The sequence below is a fragment of the Georgenia wangjunii genome, assembly GCF_036421975.1.
Taxonomy (GTDB): Bacteria; Actinomycetota; Actinomycetes; order Actinomycetales; family Actinomycetaceae; genus Georgenia_A; species Georgenia_A wangjunii.
Map to the genome: position 1 here is coordinate 17,765 of NZ_JAZGON010000011.1, position 17,652 is coordinate 35,416.

A 17,652-nucleotide genomic window follows, 5' to 3' on the forward strand; every position below is an offset into this window, starting at 1 on the left:
GTCACGGCGTGAGCGAGGCTCAGGCCGCGGGGGCGTTGACGTCCTCGGGAAGGTTGGCCTTGGCCACCTCGACGAGTGCGTTGAACGCGGCCGGGTCGTTGACCGCGAGCTCGGCGAGCATGCGGCGGTCGACCTCGACCTCAGCGGCCTTGAGGCCCTGGATGAAGCGGTTGTACGTCATCCCCTGCGCGCGGACCGCAGCGTTGATGCGCTGGATCCACAGGCGGCGGAAGTCGCCCTTGCGAGCCTTGCGGTCGCGGTAGTTGTAGGTCAGGGAGTGGGTGACCTGCTCCTTGGCCTTGCGGTACAGCCTCGAGCGCTGGCCGCGGTAACCGCTGGCGCGCTCGAGGGTCGTGCGGCGCTTCTTATGGGCGTTGACCGCCCGCTTGACGCGTGCCACGTCGTTCTCCTAAAGGGTAGGGCGGAAAATCACTTACCGAGCAGCTTCTTGACCTTCTTGACGTCGGCGGGGGCGACCGCCTTGTCCATCGCCAGGCGGCGGGTGCGCCTGCTCGACTTGCTCTCGAAGAGGTGCCGGCGGTTGGCCTGCTCGCGCAGCACCTTGCCGCTCCCGGTGATCCGGAAACGCTTCTTCGCACCGGAGTGCGTCTTGTTCTTCGGCATCGTCTTCCTCGGGTAGGCCCGTGCGACGGCACGGGTACGGACTCACCGGCTCGTCGAGCCGGTCGCTGATCGGTGGAGGCTAGGCCTCGGTGGCCGGGGAGGCCTCGGCGGCCTCGGCGGCGGTCTGGTCCGCCGCCTTCTGCTCACGCTCGCGGCGCTGCTCGTTGCGCGCCTCGGCCTTCTTCTTGTGCGGCCCGATGACCATGGTCATGTTGCGGCCGTCGAGGCGCGGGGTGCTCTCGACGAAGCCGAGCTCGGACACGTCCTCGGCGAGACGCTGGAGGAGGCGCATGCCCATCTCGGGGCGCGACTGCTCGCGACCGCGGAACATGATCATGACCTTGACCTTGTCGCCACCCTTGAGGAACCGGACGACGTGACCCTTCTTGGTCTCGTAGTCGTGCGGGTCGATCTTGAGGCGGAAACGGATCTCCTTGAGGACCGTGTTCGCCTGGTTGCGCCGGGCGTCACGCTCCTTCATGGCCGACTCGTACTTGAACTTGCCGTAGTCCATGAGCTTGCACACCGGCGGCCGTGCGTCCGGCGCGACCTCGACAAGGTCGAGGTCGGCCTCTTCGGCCAGTCGGAGTGCGTCCTCGACGCGGACCACACCCACCTGCTCGCCGGCTGGTCCAACCAGCCGGACCTCCGGGACGCGGATCCGCTCGTTGATGCGGGGCTCGCTGATGTGCTGCTCCTTCACGCTGTCGTCGATGCCGCGGACGGAGAAGGCCTCCGGCGCGGGTGCGCACGGAGGCCTCAAGGTCGACGCGCGCCGAAGCGTGCGCTGAGGGCATACGCCCTCAGGACCAGGACCATGCCTCTGTCGTCACACCCAGGTGCGGCGGGACGGTCGAGACGAGGTGGGAGGAACTCCGCTTGCACACCGAGGGCGTACACCCTCGGTCGGTCAGTCTGAGAGACTACCACGCATGACCACGGACCCGCACGAGCGCCAGGAGACGGCGGCGCCGCCGTCTGCCGGCGCGCACGCCCAGGTCTACGACCCGGCGCGGTACGGATCCTACGACCCCGCCGCGCCGGCGGGGGCTGCGGACGCGGACGGGACCGCCGCTTCGCCGGCCCCCACGGCCGCGGGCGCCACCGAGGACGCCCCGCCCGACGGGCCGGTCACCGGGCGCGCCCGGCGCCGGTGGCCCGTCGTCGTCCTCGCGGTCCTCCTCGTGCTCGCCCTCGGGACCGGTGCCTACCTCCTCGTCCTCGCGCGGGAGTGGTCCGAGCGGGCGGGCGAGCTCGACTCCGTCGCACAGGGGCTGGGCGCGGAGCTCGTCCAGGTCAAGGCCGACCTCGCCGAGTCCGCGAACGCCCTGACGACGACGCAGGACCAGCTGACCAACGCCCAGGAGCGGATCGCCGAGCTCGCGGACGCGGTCGCGCAGACGGGCGACGACCGGGAGGTCCAGCGGCAGGTCGCGGCCTACCAGGCACGGATCTCCGCGGCGGCGGCCACCGTGGCCCGGGCGATGGAGGACTGCGTCCAGGGCCAGGAGCAGCTCATCGTCTACCTCGACGACCGCGAGTCCTACGACCCGGCCCAGCTCGCCGAGTACCGCACCCAGGTGTCGAGCTTCTGCGCGGCGGCCATCGAGGCGAACGACGAGCTCCAGCGGCAGGTCGAGGAGTGAGGCGCCGCCCCGTCGCCCCGCTCGCCGCCTCGGCCGCCGCGCTCGCGCTCCTCGCAGGCTGCGGCGTCGTGCCGGAGCGGCCCGGGGACATGCCGACGAGCTTCCTCCCCTCGGCCGAGGCGCCGCACGTCGCGGACCCGGGCAGCCTCTCCCCCGACGGTGTCGACGCCGCCGAGCGCATGGCGGTGCGGGTGCGCAACGTCGGGTGCGGCCAGCTCTCCACGGGTTCCGGCTTCGCGCTCGACGAGCGGACGATCATCACGAACCGCCACGTCGCGGCCGACTCGGCGCGGCTGCAGATCACGACGTACGACGGCCGGGAGATCGACGCGGTCTCCGCCGGAGCCACCGACGTCGCCGACCTCGCCCTCGTGCGCACGGAGGAGCCGCTGGCGAGCGTGCCCGGCCTCGCGGAGATCGACGCGGCGGCGGGTGAGGAGGTGACCGTCGTCGGCTACCCCCAGGGCGGCCGGCTGACGACGACGACCGGCACCGTCCTCGGGTACGAGCCCGACCCGCTCGGCTCCGACCTGGGGATGGTGGGGCGGACGAACGCCGAGGTGGACCACGGCTCGTCCGGCAGCGCCGTCCTCAACGCCGACGGCGAGGTCGTCGGCGTCGTCTACGCCATGGACATGTGGGGCAACAGCTACATCGTGCCGGTGAGCACGCTGCACGACCTCCTGGCGGAGGAGGCCTTCACCCCGCTCACGCCGTGCGACTCGGCGGGACCCGCCACCCCGACCGCTCCCGCGACGTCCCCGGACGACGACGGTGCCGCCGACCCGACCGGCACGCCCACCCCCGGCACGCCCAGCCGCGGTGCCCCGGGGCCCGGCCCGCTCGAGCCGCTGACGCCGCTGCCGACGACGGCCCCGCCGGAGACCCCGGCGCCGACGCCCACCCCGACGCCCTAGGTCCCGACGACGGGGTAGAGCTCGAGGGAGTCGACCCGGTCGGTGAGGACGGGGTCCGCGCCGAGCGCCTCGCTCGCGCGCGCGACGGCAGCCTCGGCCTGCGCACGGGTGAGGTCGGCGCCCACGGCGAGGACGGCCCGCAGCTCCGCCTTGCGACCTCGCTCGAGCCGCACGCCGAGGAGCTCGGGGATCCCGCGCAGCGCCTGGGCGGCGACGCCGGGCAGCTCGGGGTCCGCCCACGAGGGCACCCACTCCCGCTGCTGGGCCAGGGCCCACACGGCCGGGCGGCCGAGCAGGGCCGGAACGGGCCCGCCGGGGTCGAGGACGAGGAGGCTGTCGGCGTCGGAGACCGCGGCGAGCGCGGCGCGCGGCGCCTCGACGGGCACCGGGCGCGCCCCGGCGTTCCACGCCGTCATCGTCGCGACCGAGCTGAAGACGGGCAGCGCGGCCCGGCCGTCGGGGGTACGGACGGAGACCATCGCGGCCGAGGCGCACGCGTCCGCGGCGGGGTCGCCCGAGCCGTGCTTCGTGTGCCCGGCGACGTCCCCGCCGTCGTCCTGGCCGGGGTGCGCGTGGGCGACGACCGGCACGATGACGCGGGCGGCGGCGAGCGCGCGGGCCACGGCACGGAGCCGTTCGCCGTCGTCGTCGACCGCGAGGGCCGCGGCGACGGCCGGGTCGGCGCTGCCGTCGTCACCGGCGAAGGGGTTGGGCCGCAGGACCCGCCCCGCCCAGGGCTGGCCGGCGGAGTCCGCGGCGCCCCCGGGCGCGCCGCGGCCGGTGCTCACGGGCGGCCCGCGACGTCGAGCGCCTCGGGCAGGGTGAACGCCCCCGCGTAGAGGGCCTTGCCGACGATGGCGCCCTCGACGCCGATGCCGGAGAGGGTACGCAGGGCCGCGATGTCCTCGAGGCTCGAGACGCCGCCCGAGGCGACGACCGGCGCGTCGGTGCGCGCGCACACCGCGCGCAGGAGCTCGATGTTCGGCCCGCGCAGCGTGCCGTCCTTCGTCACGTCCGTGAGGACGTACCGGGTGCAGCCGTCGCGGTCGAGCCGCTCGAGGACCTCCCACAGGTCCCCGCCCTCGCGCGTCCAGCCGCGGGCCGCCAGCGTCGTGCCACGCACGTCGAGGCCGACGGCGATGCGGTCGCCGTGCTCGCCGATGACCCGCGCCGTCCACTCCGGGTCCTCGAGGGCGGCGGTGCCGAGGTTGACGCGCCGGGCGCCGGTCGCGAGCGCCCGCGCCAGGCTCTCGTCGTCGCGGATGCCGCCGGAGAGCTCGACGGCGACGTCGAGGGAGCGCACGAGCCCGGCAAGGAGCTCGGCGTTGGACCCGCGCCCGAAGGCGGCGTCGAGGTCGACGAGGTGGATCCACTCCGCGCCCTGGTCGACCCAGGCGCGGGCCGCGGCGGCGGGGTCGCCGTAGGAGGTCTCGGACCCGGCCTCCCCCTGGACGAGCCGGACGGCCTGCCCGTCGACGACGTCGACCGCAGGCAGGAGCTCGAGACGGGGCGTGGGCATGGGTTCTCCTTCGTCGCGCGCCGGAGGCGCGTGTGTGCGGGGCGCGCCTCAGCGCAGGGACGTGACCCAGTTGCGCAGGAGCTGCGCGCCGGCGTCACCGGACTTCTCGGGGTGGAACTGGGTCGCGGCGAGGGGCCCGTTCTCGACGGCGGCGACGAAGCGGCCGCCGTGGTCGGCCCACGTGACGAGCGGCGTGGCGAGCGGGGAGGAGGCGTCGAAGTCCGCGGTCGGGTCGGTCTGCACGCCGTAGGAGTGGACGAAGTAGAAGCGCTCGTCGGCGATGCCGTCGAAGAGGCGCGAGCCCTCGGGGGCGCTCACGGGTGCCCATCCCATGTGCGGCACGACGTCCGCCTCGAGGCGCTCGACGGTGCCGGGCCACTGGTCGAGGCCCCGGGCGGGGACGCCGTGCTCGCGGCCCTCCGTGAAGAGGACCTGCATGCCGACGCAGATGCCGAGGACGGGGCGGCCGCCCGCGAGGCGACGCTCGATGAGGCGCGGGCCGCTGACGGCGCGCAGCTGCTCCATGACGGCGGCGAAGGCGCCCACCCCGGGGACGACGAGCCCGTCCGCCTCGGCGACGGCGTCGGGCGCGGCCGTGAGGGTGACGTCCGCCCCGGCGCGCTCGAGGGCGCGGACGGCGGAGCGGATATTGCCGGACCCGTGGTCGAGGACGACGACGCTCGGCTTGGTGCTCACGCCACTCAGGTTACAAGGAGCGCGCAGGTGCGTGCGCCTCAGGGCCGACGACGGCGCAAGCCCTTGGCGAACATCTGGGCCGCCTTCCAGCGGGGCAGCGTGCCCGAGCGCTCGTGGCCCCGGACGTCCTCGACGCGGCAGCGCCCGAGGATGAGGTCCTCGACCACCTCGTCGGCCCCGGCGAGGATGAGCCCGGGAGGGACCTCCTCCCCCGGCTCGCCCTCGCTGTAGCGCCGGGCCGAGAGCTGCCCGGACAGGCCCGGCTCGAGACCGGCGTCGGTCGCGAGCGTCGCGGTGAGGAGGACGACGCCGGACTTCGACAGGCGCGAGAGGGTCCGGGCCAGCTCGTCGGCGGCGGGCGGGACGCCGTCGCCGACCTCGGGGCCGAGGAGCTCGGAGATGTCCCAGTCGATGCCCGTCCCGGCGTCGTCCGCCGTGCCGGGGAGCACGGACGCGTCGGTGGGCGTAGCTGCGTCGTCGCCGGGCGCGGCCGCGTCGGCTGCGGCTGGCGTGGCCGCGGGGGCGGCGCCGTCCGCCGTGGTGAGGTCCGCGCCGTCGCCCGCCGGGACGTCCGTCCCGGGCGGCGTCGGCGCGGCACCGACCGCTGCGTCGCCCTGGGCCGAGAGCGCCGCACCCGACGACGTCAGCTCGAGGACGGCGACCGCGCCGCCGCGGGAGGGCACGACGTGGACGTCGAGGCCCGTCATCGAGCACAGGCCCGCGAGCGCGGCCGCCGAGGCGACCGGCGTGAGGACGAGCGCGACGGGAACCGGTTCCTCGCTCACAGCGCCCCCTTGGTCGACGGCACGCCGCTCACCCGCGGGTCGCGGGCGACGGCGGAGCGCAGCGCACGGGCGAGCGCCTTGAACTGCGCCTCGACGATGTGGTGCGGGTCGCGCCCGCCGAGGACGCGCACGTGGAGGCAGATGCCCGCGTGGTGGGCGATCGACTCGAAGACGTGGCGCGTGAGGGAGCCGGTGAAGTGCCCGCCGATGAGGTGGTACTCCTGGCCGGCGGGCTCGCCGGAGTGGACGAGGTAGGGGCGGCCGGAGACGTCGACGACGGCCTGGGCCAGCGCCTCGTCGAGCGGGACGAGCGCGTCGCCGAAGCGCGAGATGCCTGCCTTGTCGCCGAGCGCTTCGCGCAGGGCCTCGCCGATGGAGATGGCGACGTCCTCGACCGTGTGGTGCGCGTCGATCTCGGTGTCGCCCGTCGCGCGGACCGTGAGGTCGATGAGCGAGTGCTTGCCGAGCGCGGTGAGCATGTGGTCGTAGAAGGGGACCGACGTCGAGATGTCGGTGGCGCCCGTGCCGTCGAGGTCGAGCTCGACGAGGACGCTCGACTCAGACGTGCTGCGCTCGATACGGGCGGTCCGGGGACCGGCCGTGCCTGCGCGCTCCTTGCGTGCCATCACCACCCGAGCACCTCCTCCAGGGCCGCCCGGAAGGCAGCCATCTCCTCGCGGGTCCCGATCGAGACCCGCAGCCAGCCGGGCGGTCCGACCACCCGGATGAGCACCCCACGCTCCAGCAGACCTTCCCACACCTGCTCCCGGTTCTGGAAAGGACCGAAGAGGACGAAGTTCGCGTCGGAGTCGGCGACCGTGAGGGCGTGGTCGCGCAGCCAGACGACGAGCGCGTCCCGCTCGGCCCGCAGCGTGGCGACCTGGCCCATGAGCGCGTCGCGGTGGCGCAGCGCCGCCCGGGCGACCGCCTGCGTCACGGCGGACAGGTGGTAGGGCAGGCGCACCACCCGCAGGACGTCGACGAGCGCCGGGGCGGCGGCGAGGTAGCCGACGCGGGCACCGGCCATGCCGAACGCCTTCGACATCGTCCGCGAGACGGCGAGGTGGGGGTAGCGCTCGAGGAGCGTGAGCGCGCTCGGCGTTCCTTCGCGGCGGAACTCGGCGTAGGCCTCGTCGACGACGACGACGCTCGCCGTCGGCGCACCGTCGGGCCCCACGGGCCCGGCGGTCGCGGCGGCCTCGGCGATCGCCTCGACGGTGGCGAGCGGCAGCGCCGTGCCCGTCGGGTTGTTCGGGCTCGCGAGGAGGACGACGGCGGGCCGGTGCTCGGTGAGCTGGTCGAGGGCGTGGGCGACGTCGATGGTGAAGTCGTCCTCGCGCCGGCCGGCGACCCACCCCGTGAGGGTGTCGCGCGCGTACTCGGGGTACATCGAGTACGTCGGGGCGAAGGACAGGACGCAACGCCCTGGGCCGCCGAAGGCCTGGAGCAGGTGCAGCATGATCTCGTTCGAGCCGTTCGCCGCCCACAGGTTCTCGGCGGCGAGTCCAACGACGCCCGACTCGACCCGGAGGTAGTCGGCGAGCTCGGCGCGGAGGTCGAGGAAGTCCCGGTCCGGGTACCGGTTGAGCCCGGCGGCGGCGGCACGCACGGCGTCGGCGATGTCCGCGATGACGTCCGGCGCCGGGGCGTGCGGGTTCTCGTTGACGTTGAGCAGGACCGGCACGTCGAGCTGCGGCGCGCCGTAGGGCTCCATGCCCTCGAGGCCGGGCCGCACCGGGAGCGGGGCGATGGTCAGGGAGGGTTCGGGCCGGTCGGCCGACGTGCTGGTCACGGGCCTGAGTCTAGGCAGGCGCGCGGGCCGGGCCGAAGCCGGGCGCCCTGCTCCCAGGAGAACCGTTCCGGTTGACGGCGGATCTCGGTGAGAACGCATCTCGATAGACGTTCCCGCGGGAACGTCCCCGGGGCGTGGTCGTCACGCCGTCGGCCGCCCTGCGGAGTGGCGAACGAGGCGGCGGCAGCGGGCGGCGCCTTCACCGTCACGTCGCCCGTCACTAGGGTTTCGCCATGGCCGATCCCGTCGCCGAGCTGCCGTACATGCCGGACTACGGCGTCCGGGCCGAGACGTGGCGCCCGCTCCCGTGGAGCTGGGCGGCGACGAGGCTCTCCGGGGGCCGGAACTATTGGCTCGTCACCGTCTCGGCCGCCGGCCGGCCGCACGCGCTGCCGGTGTGGGGCGTGTGGGACGAGGAGGACAGGCGCTTCGCGTTCTCGTGCGGCCCGCGGTCCCGCAAGGCCCGCAACGTCGCGGTCAACCCGCAGGTCGTCGTCGCCACCGACGACACGGTCGAGTGCGTCTCCCTCGAGGGGCGCGCCGAGGTCGTCACCGACGACGCGTGCCGCGAGCAGTGGGCGCACCGGTACGTCGCGAAGTACCGGCCGCTGTCCCCGGAGATCAGTGCGGACTTCGTCCTCGCGCACGTCGTCGTCGAGGTGACGCCCGAGCGCGTGCTCTCCGTCATCGAGCGTGACGACGACTTCGCGACCCGCCCCACGCGCTGGCGGTTCACGGCAGGGCCGTCAGACGACTGAGCGGCGTGACGTCGTCGAGCCGGCGCACGCGCTGCCCCCGCAGCATCGGTGCCTCGCGGCCGACGGCGGCACGGCCGCTCGTCGTCGTGGCAGCATCCAGCAGGTGCTGGGAACGCTTCTCAGTAGACGTTCCCGCGGGAACGTCTACGGTGGCGCTCACACAGCTGGGAGACGTGCCGGGCGATCGCGGCGGACGAGGCGGCGCGAGCCGCGCGGTCGACGGCCACGCCGGCGCCCTGTCCACCGCCGGGCGACCCCGGTGCCGACCCTGGCGCCGGACGTGGCACCGTGGACCCCCAGCCCACCCTGGAGGAACCGTGAGCGACCACCCCGCAGCCGGCATCGAGCTCGACGACGCGATCCCGGACGCACGTGCGGCCGGGAACGCTGCCGCCACCGCTCCCGACCGCACCGGTACCGCCGCCGGCCCCGGCACCACTCCCGGCGGGGGTGCCGGACCCGATGGCCTGCGCGTCGAGGCGGAGGCCGCTCTGCGGTCGCTCGTCGGCTCGCCCGACGCGCGCCTGCGCGAGGACCAGTGGACGGCGATCGAGGCGCTCGTCTCCCACCGTCGCCGGGCGCTCGTCGTCCAGCGCACCGGGTGGGGCAAGTCCGCCGTCTACTTCGTCGCCACCGCCCTCCTGCGTGCCCGTGGCAGCGGCCCCACGGTCATCGTCTCCCCGCTCCTCGCGCTCATGCGGGACCAGGTCTCGGCCGCCTCCCGCGCGGGGATCCGCGCCGTGACGATCAACTCGGCGAACGTCACCGAGTGGGAGGGCGTCCACGCCGCGATCGCCGCGGGCGAGGTCGACGTCCTGCTGTGCTCACCGGAGCGGCTCAACAACCCCGCCTTCCGCGACGAGGTGCTCCCCCGCCTCGCCGCGAGCGCCGGCCTCGTCGTCATCGACGAGGCGCACTGCATCTCCGACTGGGGGCACGACTTCCGCCCCGACTACCGCCGCATCCGCACCCTCATCGGTGACCTCCCCGCCGGCATCCCCGTGCTCGCCACGACGGCGACGGCGAACGCCCGGGTGAGCTCCGACGTCGCCGAGCAGCTCGGCGTGCAGGCCGCCGGCCGCGCCGAGCGCGACGTCCTCGTCCTCCGCGGCTCCCTCGACCGCCCTTCTCTGCACCTCGGGGTGCTGCGGCTGCCGGACCAGGCGACGCGCATCGCGTGGCTCGCCGAGAACCTCCCCCGCTACGACGGCTCGGGCATCGTCTACGCCCTCACGGTCTCCGCGGCCCAGCAGGTGACGGAGCAGCTGCGTGCCGCCGGGCTCGAGGTCCGTTCCTACACCGGGCAGACCGACCCGGCCGAGCGTGAGCAGCTCGAGAGCGACCTCAAGGAGAACCGCGTCAAGGCGCTCGTGGCGACCTCCGCGCTCGGCATGGGCTTCGACAAGCCGGACCTCGCGTTCGTCATCCACCTCGGCGCCCCGTCCTCCCCCATCGCGTACTACCAGCAGGTCGGGCGCGCCGGCCGCGGGGTGGACCGGGCGGACGTCGTCCTCCTGCCCGGGCGCGAGGACGCGGACATCTGGGCCTGGTTCGGGTCCATGGCCTTCCCCCCCGAGGCATCCGTGCGGCAGTCGCTCGCAGCGCTCGAGGCGGGCGGCGTCATGTCGACGGCGCGGCTCGAGACCCACGTCGACCTCCGGCGCAACCGGCTCGAGATGATGCTCAAGGTCCTCGACGTCGACGGCGCGCTCCGCCGCGTCAAGGGCGGGTGGGAGACCACCGGGCAGGCGTGGGAGTACGACCGCGAGCGCTACGCACGGGTCGAGGAGGCCCGCGCCCGGGAGCAGGCCGCGATGCTCGCCTACGAGCGGCTGGGGGACGACGCCGCGACCGGCCTTCCCGGCGACGGCGCCGCGCCCCGCTCCACCGGCGACGAGCCGGCCCTCTCCACCGGCGACGACGGCGCCACCGCGCCCGCCGGTGCCGCCGACGCCTGCCGCATGGCGTTCCTGCGTGCGCAGCTCGACGACCCGGACCTCGCGCCCGGGTGGCGGTGCGGCCGCTGCGACCTCTGCGGTGGGCTCGACCTCCCGGCGGCGCCCGGCGCCGAGTCGGTGTCGCGCACCCGGACCGGCCTCGACCGCCCCGGCATCGAGGTCACCGCACGACGCCAGTGGCCGACGGGGATGGACGCCCTCGGGATCGAGCTGCGCGGCAAGATCGGCGACGACGAGCGCGCCGAGACCGGGCGCGCCGTCGGCCGCCTCGACGGCCTCGGCTGGTCCGTCGCCCTCCGCGAGCTCTTCGACCTCAACCCCACAGCGGAGCGACCCGAGGGCGGCCCCCGCGACGGCGAGCTGCCGCCCGTCCTGCGCGGCCCCGTCCAGCAGGTCCTCGAGGACTGGCTGGCGAGCGGTGCGCGTGCGGGCACCGGGCTCGGGGGCGCCGGGAGCACCGGCGGGGCGGGACCCGTCGAGGGGGTCGTCCTCGTCGAGTCGGCGAGCCGGCCCAGCCTCGTGCGCCACCTCGCGGCGGGCGTCGCGCACATCCTCGGGGTGAAGGTCGTCGGTTCGGTCGCGCCTGCGCCGCACGTCGAGGCCGGACGGCACGACATCAACTCGGCGCAGCGCCTCGCCGGTGTCCACCGCAGGCTCCATCTCGACCTGCCCGAGGCGACGGCCGCCGCGCTGCCCAGGCGCCACCTCGTCCTCGTCGACGACTACACCGACTCCGGCTGGACGATCACCGTCGCGGCACGGCTCCTGCGCCAGGCCGGCGCGGCCGCGGTCTCGCCGTTCGTCCTCGCGCAGCGGTAGGCCGCCTGTGGCACGGCGTCGCCGGCGGGCACGGTCACTCAGCGGGCACGGTCACTCAGCGGGCGGGCAGCGTGCAGCGGAGCGGTGCCAGCCCGGCGAACCCGGACAGGCCGCGCAGCCCCGACGCTCGCTCGAGTGCGCCGGCGCGACGACACGCCCTACTCGAACCGGGCGTTGACCGCCTCGGCGTGGGCGGGAAGGTCCTCCGACGTCGCGAGCGCCGTGAGCGGGGCGGCGAGCTCCTTGAGGGCGGTCTCCCCGTACTCGATGACCTGGACGCCCTTGAGGAAGGCCATGACGCTCAGGCCCGAGGCGAACGCCGCCGTCCCGCCCGTGGGCAGGACGTGGTTCGAGCCGGCGAGGTAGTCCCCGAGCGGCACCGGCGAGTACGTCCCGACGAAGATCGCGCCCGCGTTGCGGATGCGCGCGGCGACCGCGGCCGCGTCGGCCGTGTGAATCTCGAGGTGCTCGGCGGCGTACGCGTCGCACACGGCGATGCCCTGCTCGACGTCGGCGACGAGGACGGTCCCGGACTGCGGCCCCGTCAGCGCCGTGCGCACCCGCTCGGCGTGCTTGGTACGCGCGGCCCGGACGGCGATCTCGGCGTCGACGGCGTCGGCGAGCTCGGGCGAGTCGGTGACGAGGACGGAGGCGGCGGCGGGATCGTGCTCGGCCTGGGAGATGAGGTCGACCGCCACCGCGGCGGCGTTCGCCCCGGCGTCCGCGAGGACGGCGATCTCCGTCGTCCCGGCCTCGGCGTCGATGCCGACGGTGCCCATGACCGCGCGCTTGGCCGCCGCGACGTAGATGTTGCCCGGCCCGGTGACGACGTCGACCGGCTCGCACAGGCGCTCGGGGTCCGCGGTGCCCGCCTCACCGGCTGCGCCGTAGGCGAACATCGCCACCGCCTGCGCCCCCCCGACGGCGTAGACCTCCGCGACGCCGAGCAGCGCGCACGCGGCGAGGACGACGGGATGCGGCAGGCCACCGAAGGCCTTCTGCGGCGGGCTCGCGATGGCGAGCTCGTCCACGCCGGCCACCTGCGCGGCGACAGCGTTCATGACGACGCTCGAGGGGTAGACGGCCAGCCCGCCGGGCACGTACAGCCCGACCCGGCGCACGGGTACCCAGCGCTGGCGGACGAACCCGCCCGGCACGATCTCGGTGCTCCGCTCGACGGGCAGCTGCGCCGCGTGGCCCGCGCGGTTGTGGGCGATCGAGAGCTCGAGCCCCTCCCGGACGGCCGGGTCGAGCTGGTCGAGCGCCTGCTCGAGCGCGGAGGCCGGCACGCGCAGGTGCTCCGGGCGCACGCCGTCGAACCGCTCGGAGGTGTCGCGGAGGGCAGCGGCGCCCCGCGCCTTGACGTCGGCGAGCACGGGCGCGATCTGCGCCATGGCTCCCTCGACGTCGAGGGCCGCGCGCGGCAGCACCGCGGCGAGCTCGCTGGGAGAGAGGGACGATCCGCGAAGGTCGATACGCCTGAGCATGTCCCCGATGGTAGGTCCGTCGAGCGCCCGGCCGTCGCCGCGTCCAGGTCGCCGCCCCGCCGCGTCCGTCACCTGGCAGGATCGACCCATGAGCGCCGACGACGTCCCCACCGTCCCCGTCACCGACGGGACCATCCGCCTGGGCCAGTTCCTCAAGCTCGCGAACCTCGTCGACTCCGGGGCGGACGCCCGCGACCTCATCGCCGAGGGCGAGGTCCGCGTCGACGGCGAGGTCGAGACCCGCCGCGGCCGTCAGCTCTCCGCGGGGATGCTCGTCGAGGTCGACCAGCCCACCGGCGCGGTCGGCGCCCGCGTCGGCTGACGGCACGGCCCCGGGTCAGGAACCCACCGGATGACGTCCCCCGTCATGCCGGGATCGCACAGCGCCGCCTCGGCGTTCTTGTGCGTGCCCGCACCCGGCGGCGCCCCCGCCGTCGCTACCGTGAACGCATGACGATCACCACTGCCGGTCCCGCCGTCCTCGCCGACCTCATCCCCGCGAGCCGCGTCCGCGACGTCGCCCTCGTCACCGGCGGCGCCGTCCTCACCGGCGTCCTCGGGCAGGTCGCGGTGCCGCTGCCGTTCACCCCGGTGCCCCTCTCGCTCGGCACCTTCGCCGTCCTGCTCGTGGGCGCGACCCTCGGGCCCGTCCGTGGCGCGGCGAGCATGGGGCTCTTCGCCCTCGCCGGCATCGCGGGCGTGCCGTGGTTCGCCGGGGCGGCCTCGGGCTGGCACATGGCCTCGTTCGGCTACGTCCTCGGCTACGTCCTCGCCGCCGCCCTCGTCGGGGCGCTCGCCCGGCGCGGCGCGGACCGGCGCCCCCTCGGCGCGTGGACCGCCACCGCGCTCGGCGCCCTCGCCGTCTACGCCGGTGGCGTCCCGTGGCTCATGGCCTTCCTCGACGTCGGGCTCGGCGAGGCGCTCGCGCTCGGCGTCGTCCCGTTCCTCGTCGGCGACGCCATCAAGGCTGCGCTGGCCGCCGCCCTGCTCCCCACGACGTGGCGGCTCCTGGGCACGGGCGACCGCCGCCCCTGAGGCGCGCCGGGCCGCCTCAGGTCGTGAGGCAGCTCGGGCCGAGCAGCGCCTTGAGGTCCCCGAAGAGCGCCGACGACGGCTCCACCCGGAAGCTGTCCTCGAGCCGCATGACCGTCGCGCGCCCCGGGCTCGTCAGGCGCAGGCGCACCTCGGACCCGCCCGGGTGGTCGGTGAGGATCCCCTTGAGCCGCTCGACGATGGGCGTGGTGCAGCGGTTCGCCGCGAGGGTGACCTGGATCGGCCCGTCCGTCGAGGACGTGATGTCCGGCAGGGTGATCTCGGAGGCGTTGATCGTCGGGATGTCGTCGCGCCGGTTGAGCCGGCCCTTGACCGTGATGATCGTGTCCTCGGCGAGCACGGTCGAGACCGTCGCGTAGGTCTGCGGGAAGAAGAGCACCTCGATCGATCCCTCGAGGTCCTCGACCGTCGCGATCGCCCACGGGTTGCCGTTCTTCGTCATCTTGCGCTGCAGCGAGGTGATGAGCCCGGCGATCGTCACCATCGTGCCGTCGGGGCGCCCCTCGTCGGTGAGCAGCGAGGCGACGGAGGTGTCCGCGGCCCGCTGGAGCACGTGCTCGAGTCCGAAGAGCGGGTGGTCGGAGACGTAGAGGCCGAGCATCTGCCGCTCGAACGCCAGCTTCTCGCGCTTGTCCCACTCGGGCAGGTCGGGGATCTCCTCGGTGAACCCGCTGCCCGCGCCGTCGTCGTCACCGAAGACCGAGGCGAAGAGGTCGAACTGCCCCTCGGCCTCCTTGCGCTTGACGCCGATGACCGAGTCGATCGCCCGCTCGTGACTGGCGACGAGCGCCCGGCGCGAGTGGCCAAGCGTGTCGAACGCGCCGGCCTTGATGAGCGACTCGACCGTGCGCTTGTTGCACACGACGGCCGGCACCTTGTCGAGGAAGTCCTGGAAGGAGGTGAACTCCCCCTTCTCCGTCCGCGTCGCGATGATCGCGTCGACGACGTGCCCGCCGACGTTTCGGATCGCCGCGAGGCCGAACCGGATCTGCGTGCCGACGGGCGTGAAGCTCGCCGCCGAGGTGTTGACGTCGGGCGGCAGGACCGTGATGCCCATGTGCCGCGCCTCGCCGAGGTAGAGCCCCAGGCGGTCCTTGTTGTCCTGCGTCGACGTGAGCAGGGCCGCCATGTACTCGGTCGGGTAGTTGGCCTTGAGGAAGGCGGTCCAGTACGAGACCATCCCGTACGCCGCGGAGTGCGCCTTGTTGAACGCGTAGTCCGAGAACGGCAGGAGGATGTCCCACAGCGTCTTGACGGCGGCGGGCGAGTACCCGCGCTCGAGCATGCCGGCCTCGAAGCTGGCGAACTGCTTGTCCAGCTCGGACTTCTTCTTCTTGCCCATGGCGCGACGCAGCAGGTCGGCCTGGCCGAGGCTGTACCCGGCGACCTTCTGCGCGATCGCCATGACCTGCTCCTGGTACACGATGAGGCCGTGCGTGGTCCCGAGGATCTCCGCGAGGGGCTCGGCGAGCTCGGGGTGGATCGGGTCGATCGGCTGCTGGCCGTTCTTGCGCAGCGCGTAGTTCGTGTGGGAGTTCGCGCCCATGGGGCCCGGCCGGTAGAGCGCGCCGACGGCGGAGATGTCCTCGAAGTTGTCGGGGCGCATGAGCCGCAGGAGGGTGCGCATGCCGGAGCCGTCGAGCTGGAACACGCCGAGGGTGTCCCCGCGGCCGAGAAGCTCGTACGTCGCCGGGTCGTCGAGCGTGAGCCGCTCGAGGTCGACCGGCTCCTTGCCGTTGACGACGATGTTGACGAGGGCGTCGTCGAGGACGGTGAGGTTGCGCAGCCCGAGGAAGTCCATCTTGAGCAGCCCGAGGCTCTCGCACGTCGGGTAGTCGAACTGCGTGATGATCGCGCCGTCCTGGGGACGGCGCATGACGGGGATGACGTCCTGGAGCGGGACGGAGGACATGATGACGGCGCACGCGTGCACGCCCCACTGCCGCTTGATCCCCTCGAGGCCCTGCGCCGTCTCGACGACCGCCTGCGCGTCCGGGTCTGTCGCGTGGAGCTGGCGGAACTCCTCCGCCTCGGCGTAGCGCTTGTCCCGCGGGTCGAAGATGCCGGTGAGGGTGATGTCCTTGCCCATGACCGACGGCGGCATCGCCTTCGTCAGCTTCTCCCCCATCTGGAACGGGAAGCCGAGCACGCGGGCGGAGTCCTTGAGGGCCTGCTTCGCCTTGATCGTGCCGTACGTGACGACCTGGGCGACGCGGTCGTCGCCGTACTTCTCGGTGACGTAACGGATGACCTCGCCGCGCCGGCGCTCGTCGAAGTCGACGTCGAAGTCGGGCATCGAGACGCGGTCGGGGTTGAGGAACCGCTCGAAGATGAGGCCGTGGACGAGCGGGTCGAGGTCGGTGATGCGCAGCGCGTACGCCACCATCGAGCCGGCGCCGGACCCACGGCCGGGCCCCACCCGGATCCCGTTGTCCTTCGCCCAGTTGATGAAGTCGGCGACCACGAGGAAGTACGCCGGGAAGCCCATCTGGGTGATGACGCCGACCTCGTACTCCGCCTGCTTGCGCACGTGGTCGGGCACGCCGGCCGGGTACCGGTAGGCGAGCCCCTTCTCGACCTCCTTGACGAACCACGAGTGCTCGTCCTCGCCCGCCGGGACCTCGAAGCGCGGCATGTAGTTCGCGCCCTCGGCGGTCGTGCGGAAAGTGACGTCGCACTGGTCGGCGACGACGAGGGTGTTGTCGCACGCCTCGGGCAGCTCGCGCCACAGGTCGCGCATCTCCGCGCCCGGGCGCAGGTAGTACGTGTCGCCGTTGAACCGGAACCGGTCCGGGTCGGCGAGCGTCGAGCCCGACTGGAGGCAGAGCATCGCCTCGTGCATCTTCGCGTCCTCGGGACGCGTGTAGTGCGAGTCGTTCGTCGCGAGCAGCGGCGCGCCGATGTCCTTGGACAGGCGCAGCAGGTCCTTGATGACCCGCCGCTCGATGTCGAGGCCGTGGTCCATGAGCTCGACGTAGAAGTTCTCCGCGCCGAAGATGTCCTGGAACTCGCCCGCCGCGCGCACCGCCTCGTCGTACTGCCCGAGCCGGATCCGGGTCTGGACCTCCCCGGAGGGGCAGCCCGTCGTCGCGATGAGGCCGGCGCCGTAGGTGTTGAGCAGCTCGCGGTCCATGCGGGGCCACTTGCCCATCTGGCCGTCGAGGGAGGCCTGCGACCCGAGCCGGAAGAGGTTGTTCATCCCCTCGGTCGTGCGGGCGAGCATCGTCATGTGGGTGTACGCCCCGCGCGCCGAGACGTCGTCGGAGGCCTGGGACTCGTCGCCCCAGCGCACGCGCGTCTTGTCGAAGCGCGACGTGCCGGGCGTGAGGTAGGCCTCGATCCCGATGATCGGCTTGATGCCGTGGCGCTTCGCCGCGGACCAGAAGTCGTAGGCCCCGAAGAGGTACCCGTGGTCCGTCATCGCCACGGCTTTCTGGCCGATCCGCGTCGCCTCGGTGAAGAGGTCGTCCAGGCGGGCGGCGCCGTCGAGCATCGAGTACTCGGTGTGCACGTGGAGGTGGACGAAGTCGTCGGGTCGTCCAGCAGTCATGCGCTCCAGTCTAGGTCGCCCGGAGACGTCCTCGAGGCTGCCTGGGCG

At 73.8% G+C, this 17,652-nt stretch carries 17 protein-coding genes; 6 read left to right on the forward strand and 11 right to left on the reverse strand.

Annotated elements, in window-relative coordinates; all coding sequences use genetic code 11:
* Positions 1-19: 19 nt before the first annotated feature.
* The 3 genes from rplT to infC form a co-directional block, all read right to left on the reverse strand.
* The gene (rplT, locus tag V2J63_RS13965; protein ID WP_331231597.1) at positions 20-400 is read right to left on the reverse strand and encodes a 50S ribosomal protein L20; all 381 of its coding nucleotides are present in this window, start codon (positions 398-400) and stop codon (positions 20-22) included.
* Between the two features lie 29 nt (positions 401-429).
* Positions 430-624: a 50S ribosomal protein L35 gene (gene rpmI / locus V2J63_RS13970; protein ID WP_331231598.1), complete on the reverse strand. Its 195-nt coding sequence runs from the start codon at positions 622-624 to the stop codon at positions 430-432.
* Positions 625-703: 79 nt separating this feature from the next.
* A complete protein-coding gene (infC, locus tag V2J63_RS13975) occupies positions 704-1,327 on the reverse strand; it encodes a translation initiation factor IF-3 (protein WP_331231599.1) in 624 nt (207 codons plus the stop codon).
* Between the two features lie 229 nt (positions 1,328-1,556).
* Between infC and V2J63_RS13980 the strand changes: the two genes are divergently transcribed.
* Together V2J63_RS13980 and V2J63_RS13985 are read left to right on the forward strand one after the other, a co-directional pair.
* Positions 1,557-2,270, forward strand: a complete 714-nt coding sequence (locus V2J63_RS13980) for a hypothetical protein (RefSeq protein ID WP_331231600.1) — start codon at positions 1,557-1,559, stop codon at positions 2,268-2,270.
* A complete protein-coding gene (locus V2J63_RS13985) occupies positions 2,267-3,187 on the forward strand; it encodes a S1 family peptidase (RefSeq protein WP_331231601.1) in 921 nt (306 codons plus the stop codon). Before V2J63_RS13980 ends, V2J63_RS13985 begins: the two co-directional genes overlap by 4 nt.
* Here V2J63_RS13985 and V2J63_RS13990 read toward each other — a convergent pair.
* The 6 genes from V2J63_RS13990 to V2J63_RS14015 are packed head-to-tail and all read right to left on the reverse strand — an operon-like array spanning position 3,184 to position 7,979.
* Positions 3,184-3,975, reverse strand: coding sequence for an SseB family protein (locus V2J63_RS13990; RefSeq protein ID WP_331231602.1), 792 nt, complete (start codon positions 3,973-3,975; stop codon positions 3,184-3,186). The two genes, V2J63_RS13985 and V2J63_RS13990, sit on opposite strands and share 4 nt — an antisense overlap.
* Positions 3,972-4,706, reverse strand: coding sequence for a bifunctional 1-(5-phosphoribosyl)-5-((5-phosphoribosylamino)methylideneamino)imidazole-4-carboxamide isomerase/phosphoribosylanthranilate isomerase PriA (gene priA / locus V2J63_RS13995; protein WP_331231603.1), 735 nt, complete (start codon positions 4,704-4,706; stop codon positions 3,972-3,974). The genes V2J63_RS13990 and priA overlap by 4 nt, the downstream gene beginning before the upstream one ends.
* 48 nt (positions 4,707-4,754) lie before the next feature.
* A complete protein-coding gene (gene hisH / locus V2J63_RS14000) occupies positions 4,755-5,402 on the reverse strand; it encodes an imidazole glycerol phosphate synthase subunit HisH (protein ID WP_331231604.1) in 648 nt (215 codons plus the stop codon).
* A gap of 38 nt (positions 5,403-5,440) precedes the next feature.
* Positions 5,441-6,187 carry a hypothetical protein gene (locus tag V2J63_RS14005; protein WP_331231605.1) on the reverse strand — a complete coding sequence of 249 codons (747 nt, stop codon included), beginning with the start codon at positions 6,185-6,187 and terminating at the stop codon, positions 5,441-5,443.
* Positions 6,184-6,813 (reverse strand): imidazoleglycerol-phosphate dehydratase HisB, encoded by a 630-nt coding sequence (gene hisB / locus V2J63_RS14010; RefSeq protein ID WP_331231606.1) that lies wholly within the window; start codon positions 6,811-6,813, stop codon positions 6,184-6,186. Before hisB ends, V2J63_RS14005 begins: the two co-directional genes overlap by 4 nt.
* Positions 6,813-7,979, reverse strand: a complete 1,167-nt coding sequence (locus V2J63_RS14015; protein WP_331231607.1) for a histidinol-phosphate transaminase — start codon at positions 7,977-7,979, stop codon at positions 6,813-6,815. The genes hisB and V2J63_RS14015 overlap by 1 nt, the downstream gene beginning before the upstream one ends.
* A gap of 233 nt (positions 7,980-8,212) precedes the next feature.
* Here V2J63_RS14015 and V2J63_RS14020 point away from each other — a divergent pair, with 233 nt between their 5' ends.
* Positions 8,213-8,737 carry a pyridoxamine 5'-phosphate oxidase family protein gene (locus V2J63_RS14020; RefSeq protein ID WP_331231608.1) on the forward strand — a complete coding sequence of 175 codons (525 nt, stop codon included), beginning with the start codon at positions 8,213-8,215 and terminating at the stop codon, positions 8,735-8,737.
* Between the two features lie 467 nt (positions 8,738-9,204).
* Positions 9,205-11,514 (forward strand): RecQ family ATP-dependent DNA helicase, encoded by a 2,310-nt coding sequence (locus tag V2J63_RS14025; protein ID WP_331231666.1) that lies wholly within the window; start codon positions 9,205-9,207, stop codon positions 11,512-11,514.
* A gap of 158 nt (positions 11,515-11,672) precedes the next feature.
* On the opposite strand, the gene hisD is transcribed toward V2J63_RS14025, so the two are convergent.
* Entirely contained in the window at positions 11,673-13,001 is a 1,329-nt protein-coding gene (gene hisD, locus V2J63_RS14030; protein WP_331231609.1) for a histidinol dehydrogenase, read from the reverse strand.
* Positions 13,002-13,089: 88 nt separating this feature from the next.
* Between hisD and V2J63_RS14035 the strand changes: the two genes are divergently transcribed.
* Both V2J63_RS14035 and V2J63_RS14040 read left to right on the forward strand, forming a co-directional pair.
* Positions 13,090-13,323 carry an RNA-binding S4 domain-containing protein gene (locus V2J63_RS14035; RefSeq protein ID WP_331231610.1) on the forward strand — a complete coding sequence of 78 codons (234 nt, stop codon included), beginning with the start codon at positions 13,090-13,092 and terminating at the stop codon, positions 13,321-13,323.
* A 128-nt stretch (positions 13,324-13,451) separates the two neighbouring features.
* The gene (locus tag V2J63_RS14040) at positions 13,452-14,036 is read left to right on the forward strand and encodes a biotin transporter BioY (protein ID WP_331231611.1); all 585 of its coding nucleotides are present in this window, start codon (positions 13,452-13,454) and stop codon (positions 14,034-14,036) included.
* A 16-nt stretch (positions 14,037-14,052) separates the two neighbouring features.
* On the opposite strand, the gene dnaE is transcribed toward V2J63_RS14040, so the two are convergent.
* Positions 14,053-17,604 carry a DNA polymerase III subunit alpha gene (gene dnaE / locus V2J63_RS14045; protein WP_331231612.1) on the reverse strand — a complete coding sequence of 1,184 codons (3,552 nt, stop codon included), beginning with the start codon at positions 17,602-17,604 and terminating at the stop codon, positions 14,053-14,055.
* Positions 17,605-17,652 lie beyond the last annotated feature (48 nt).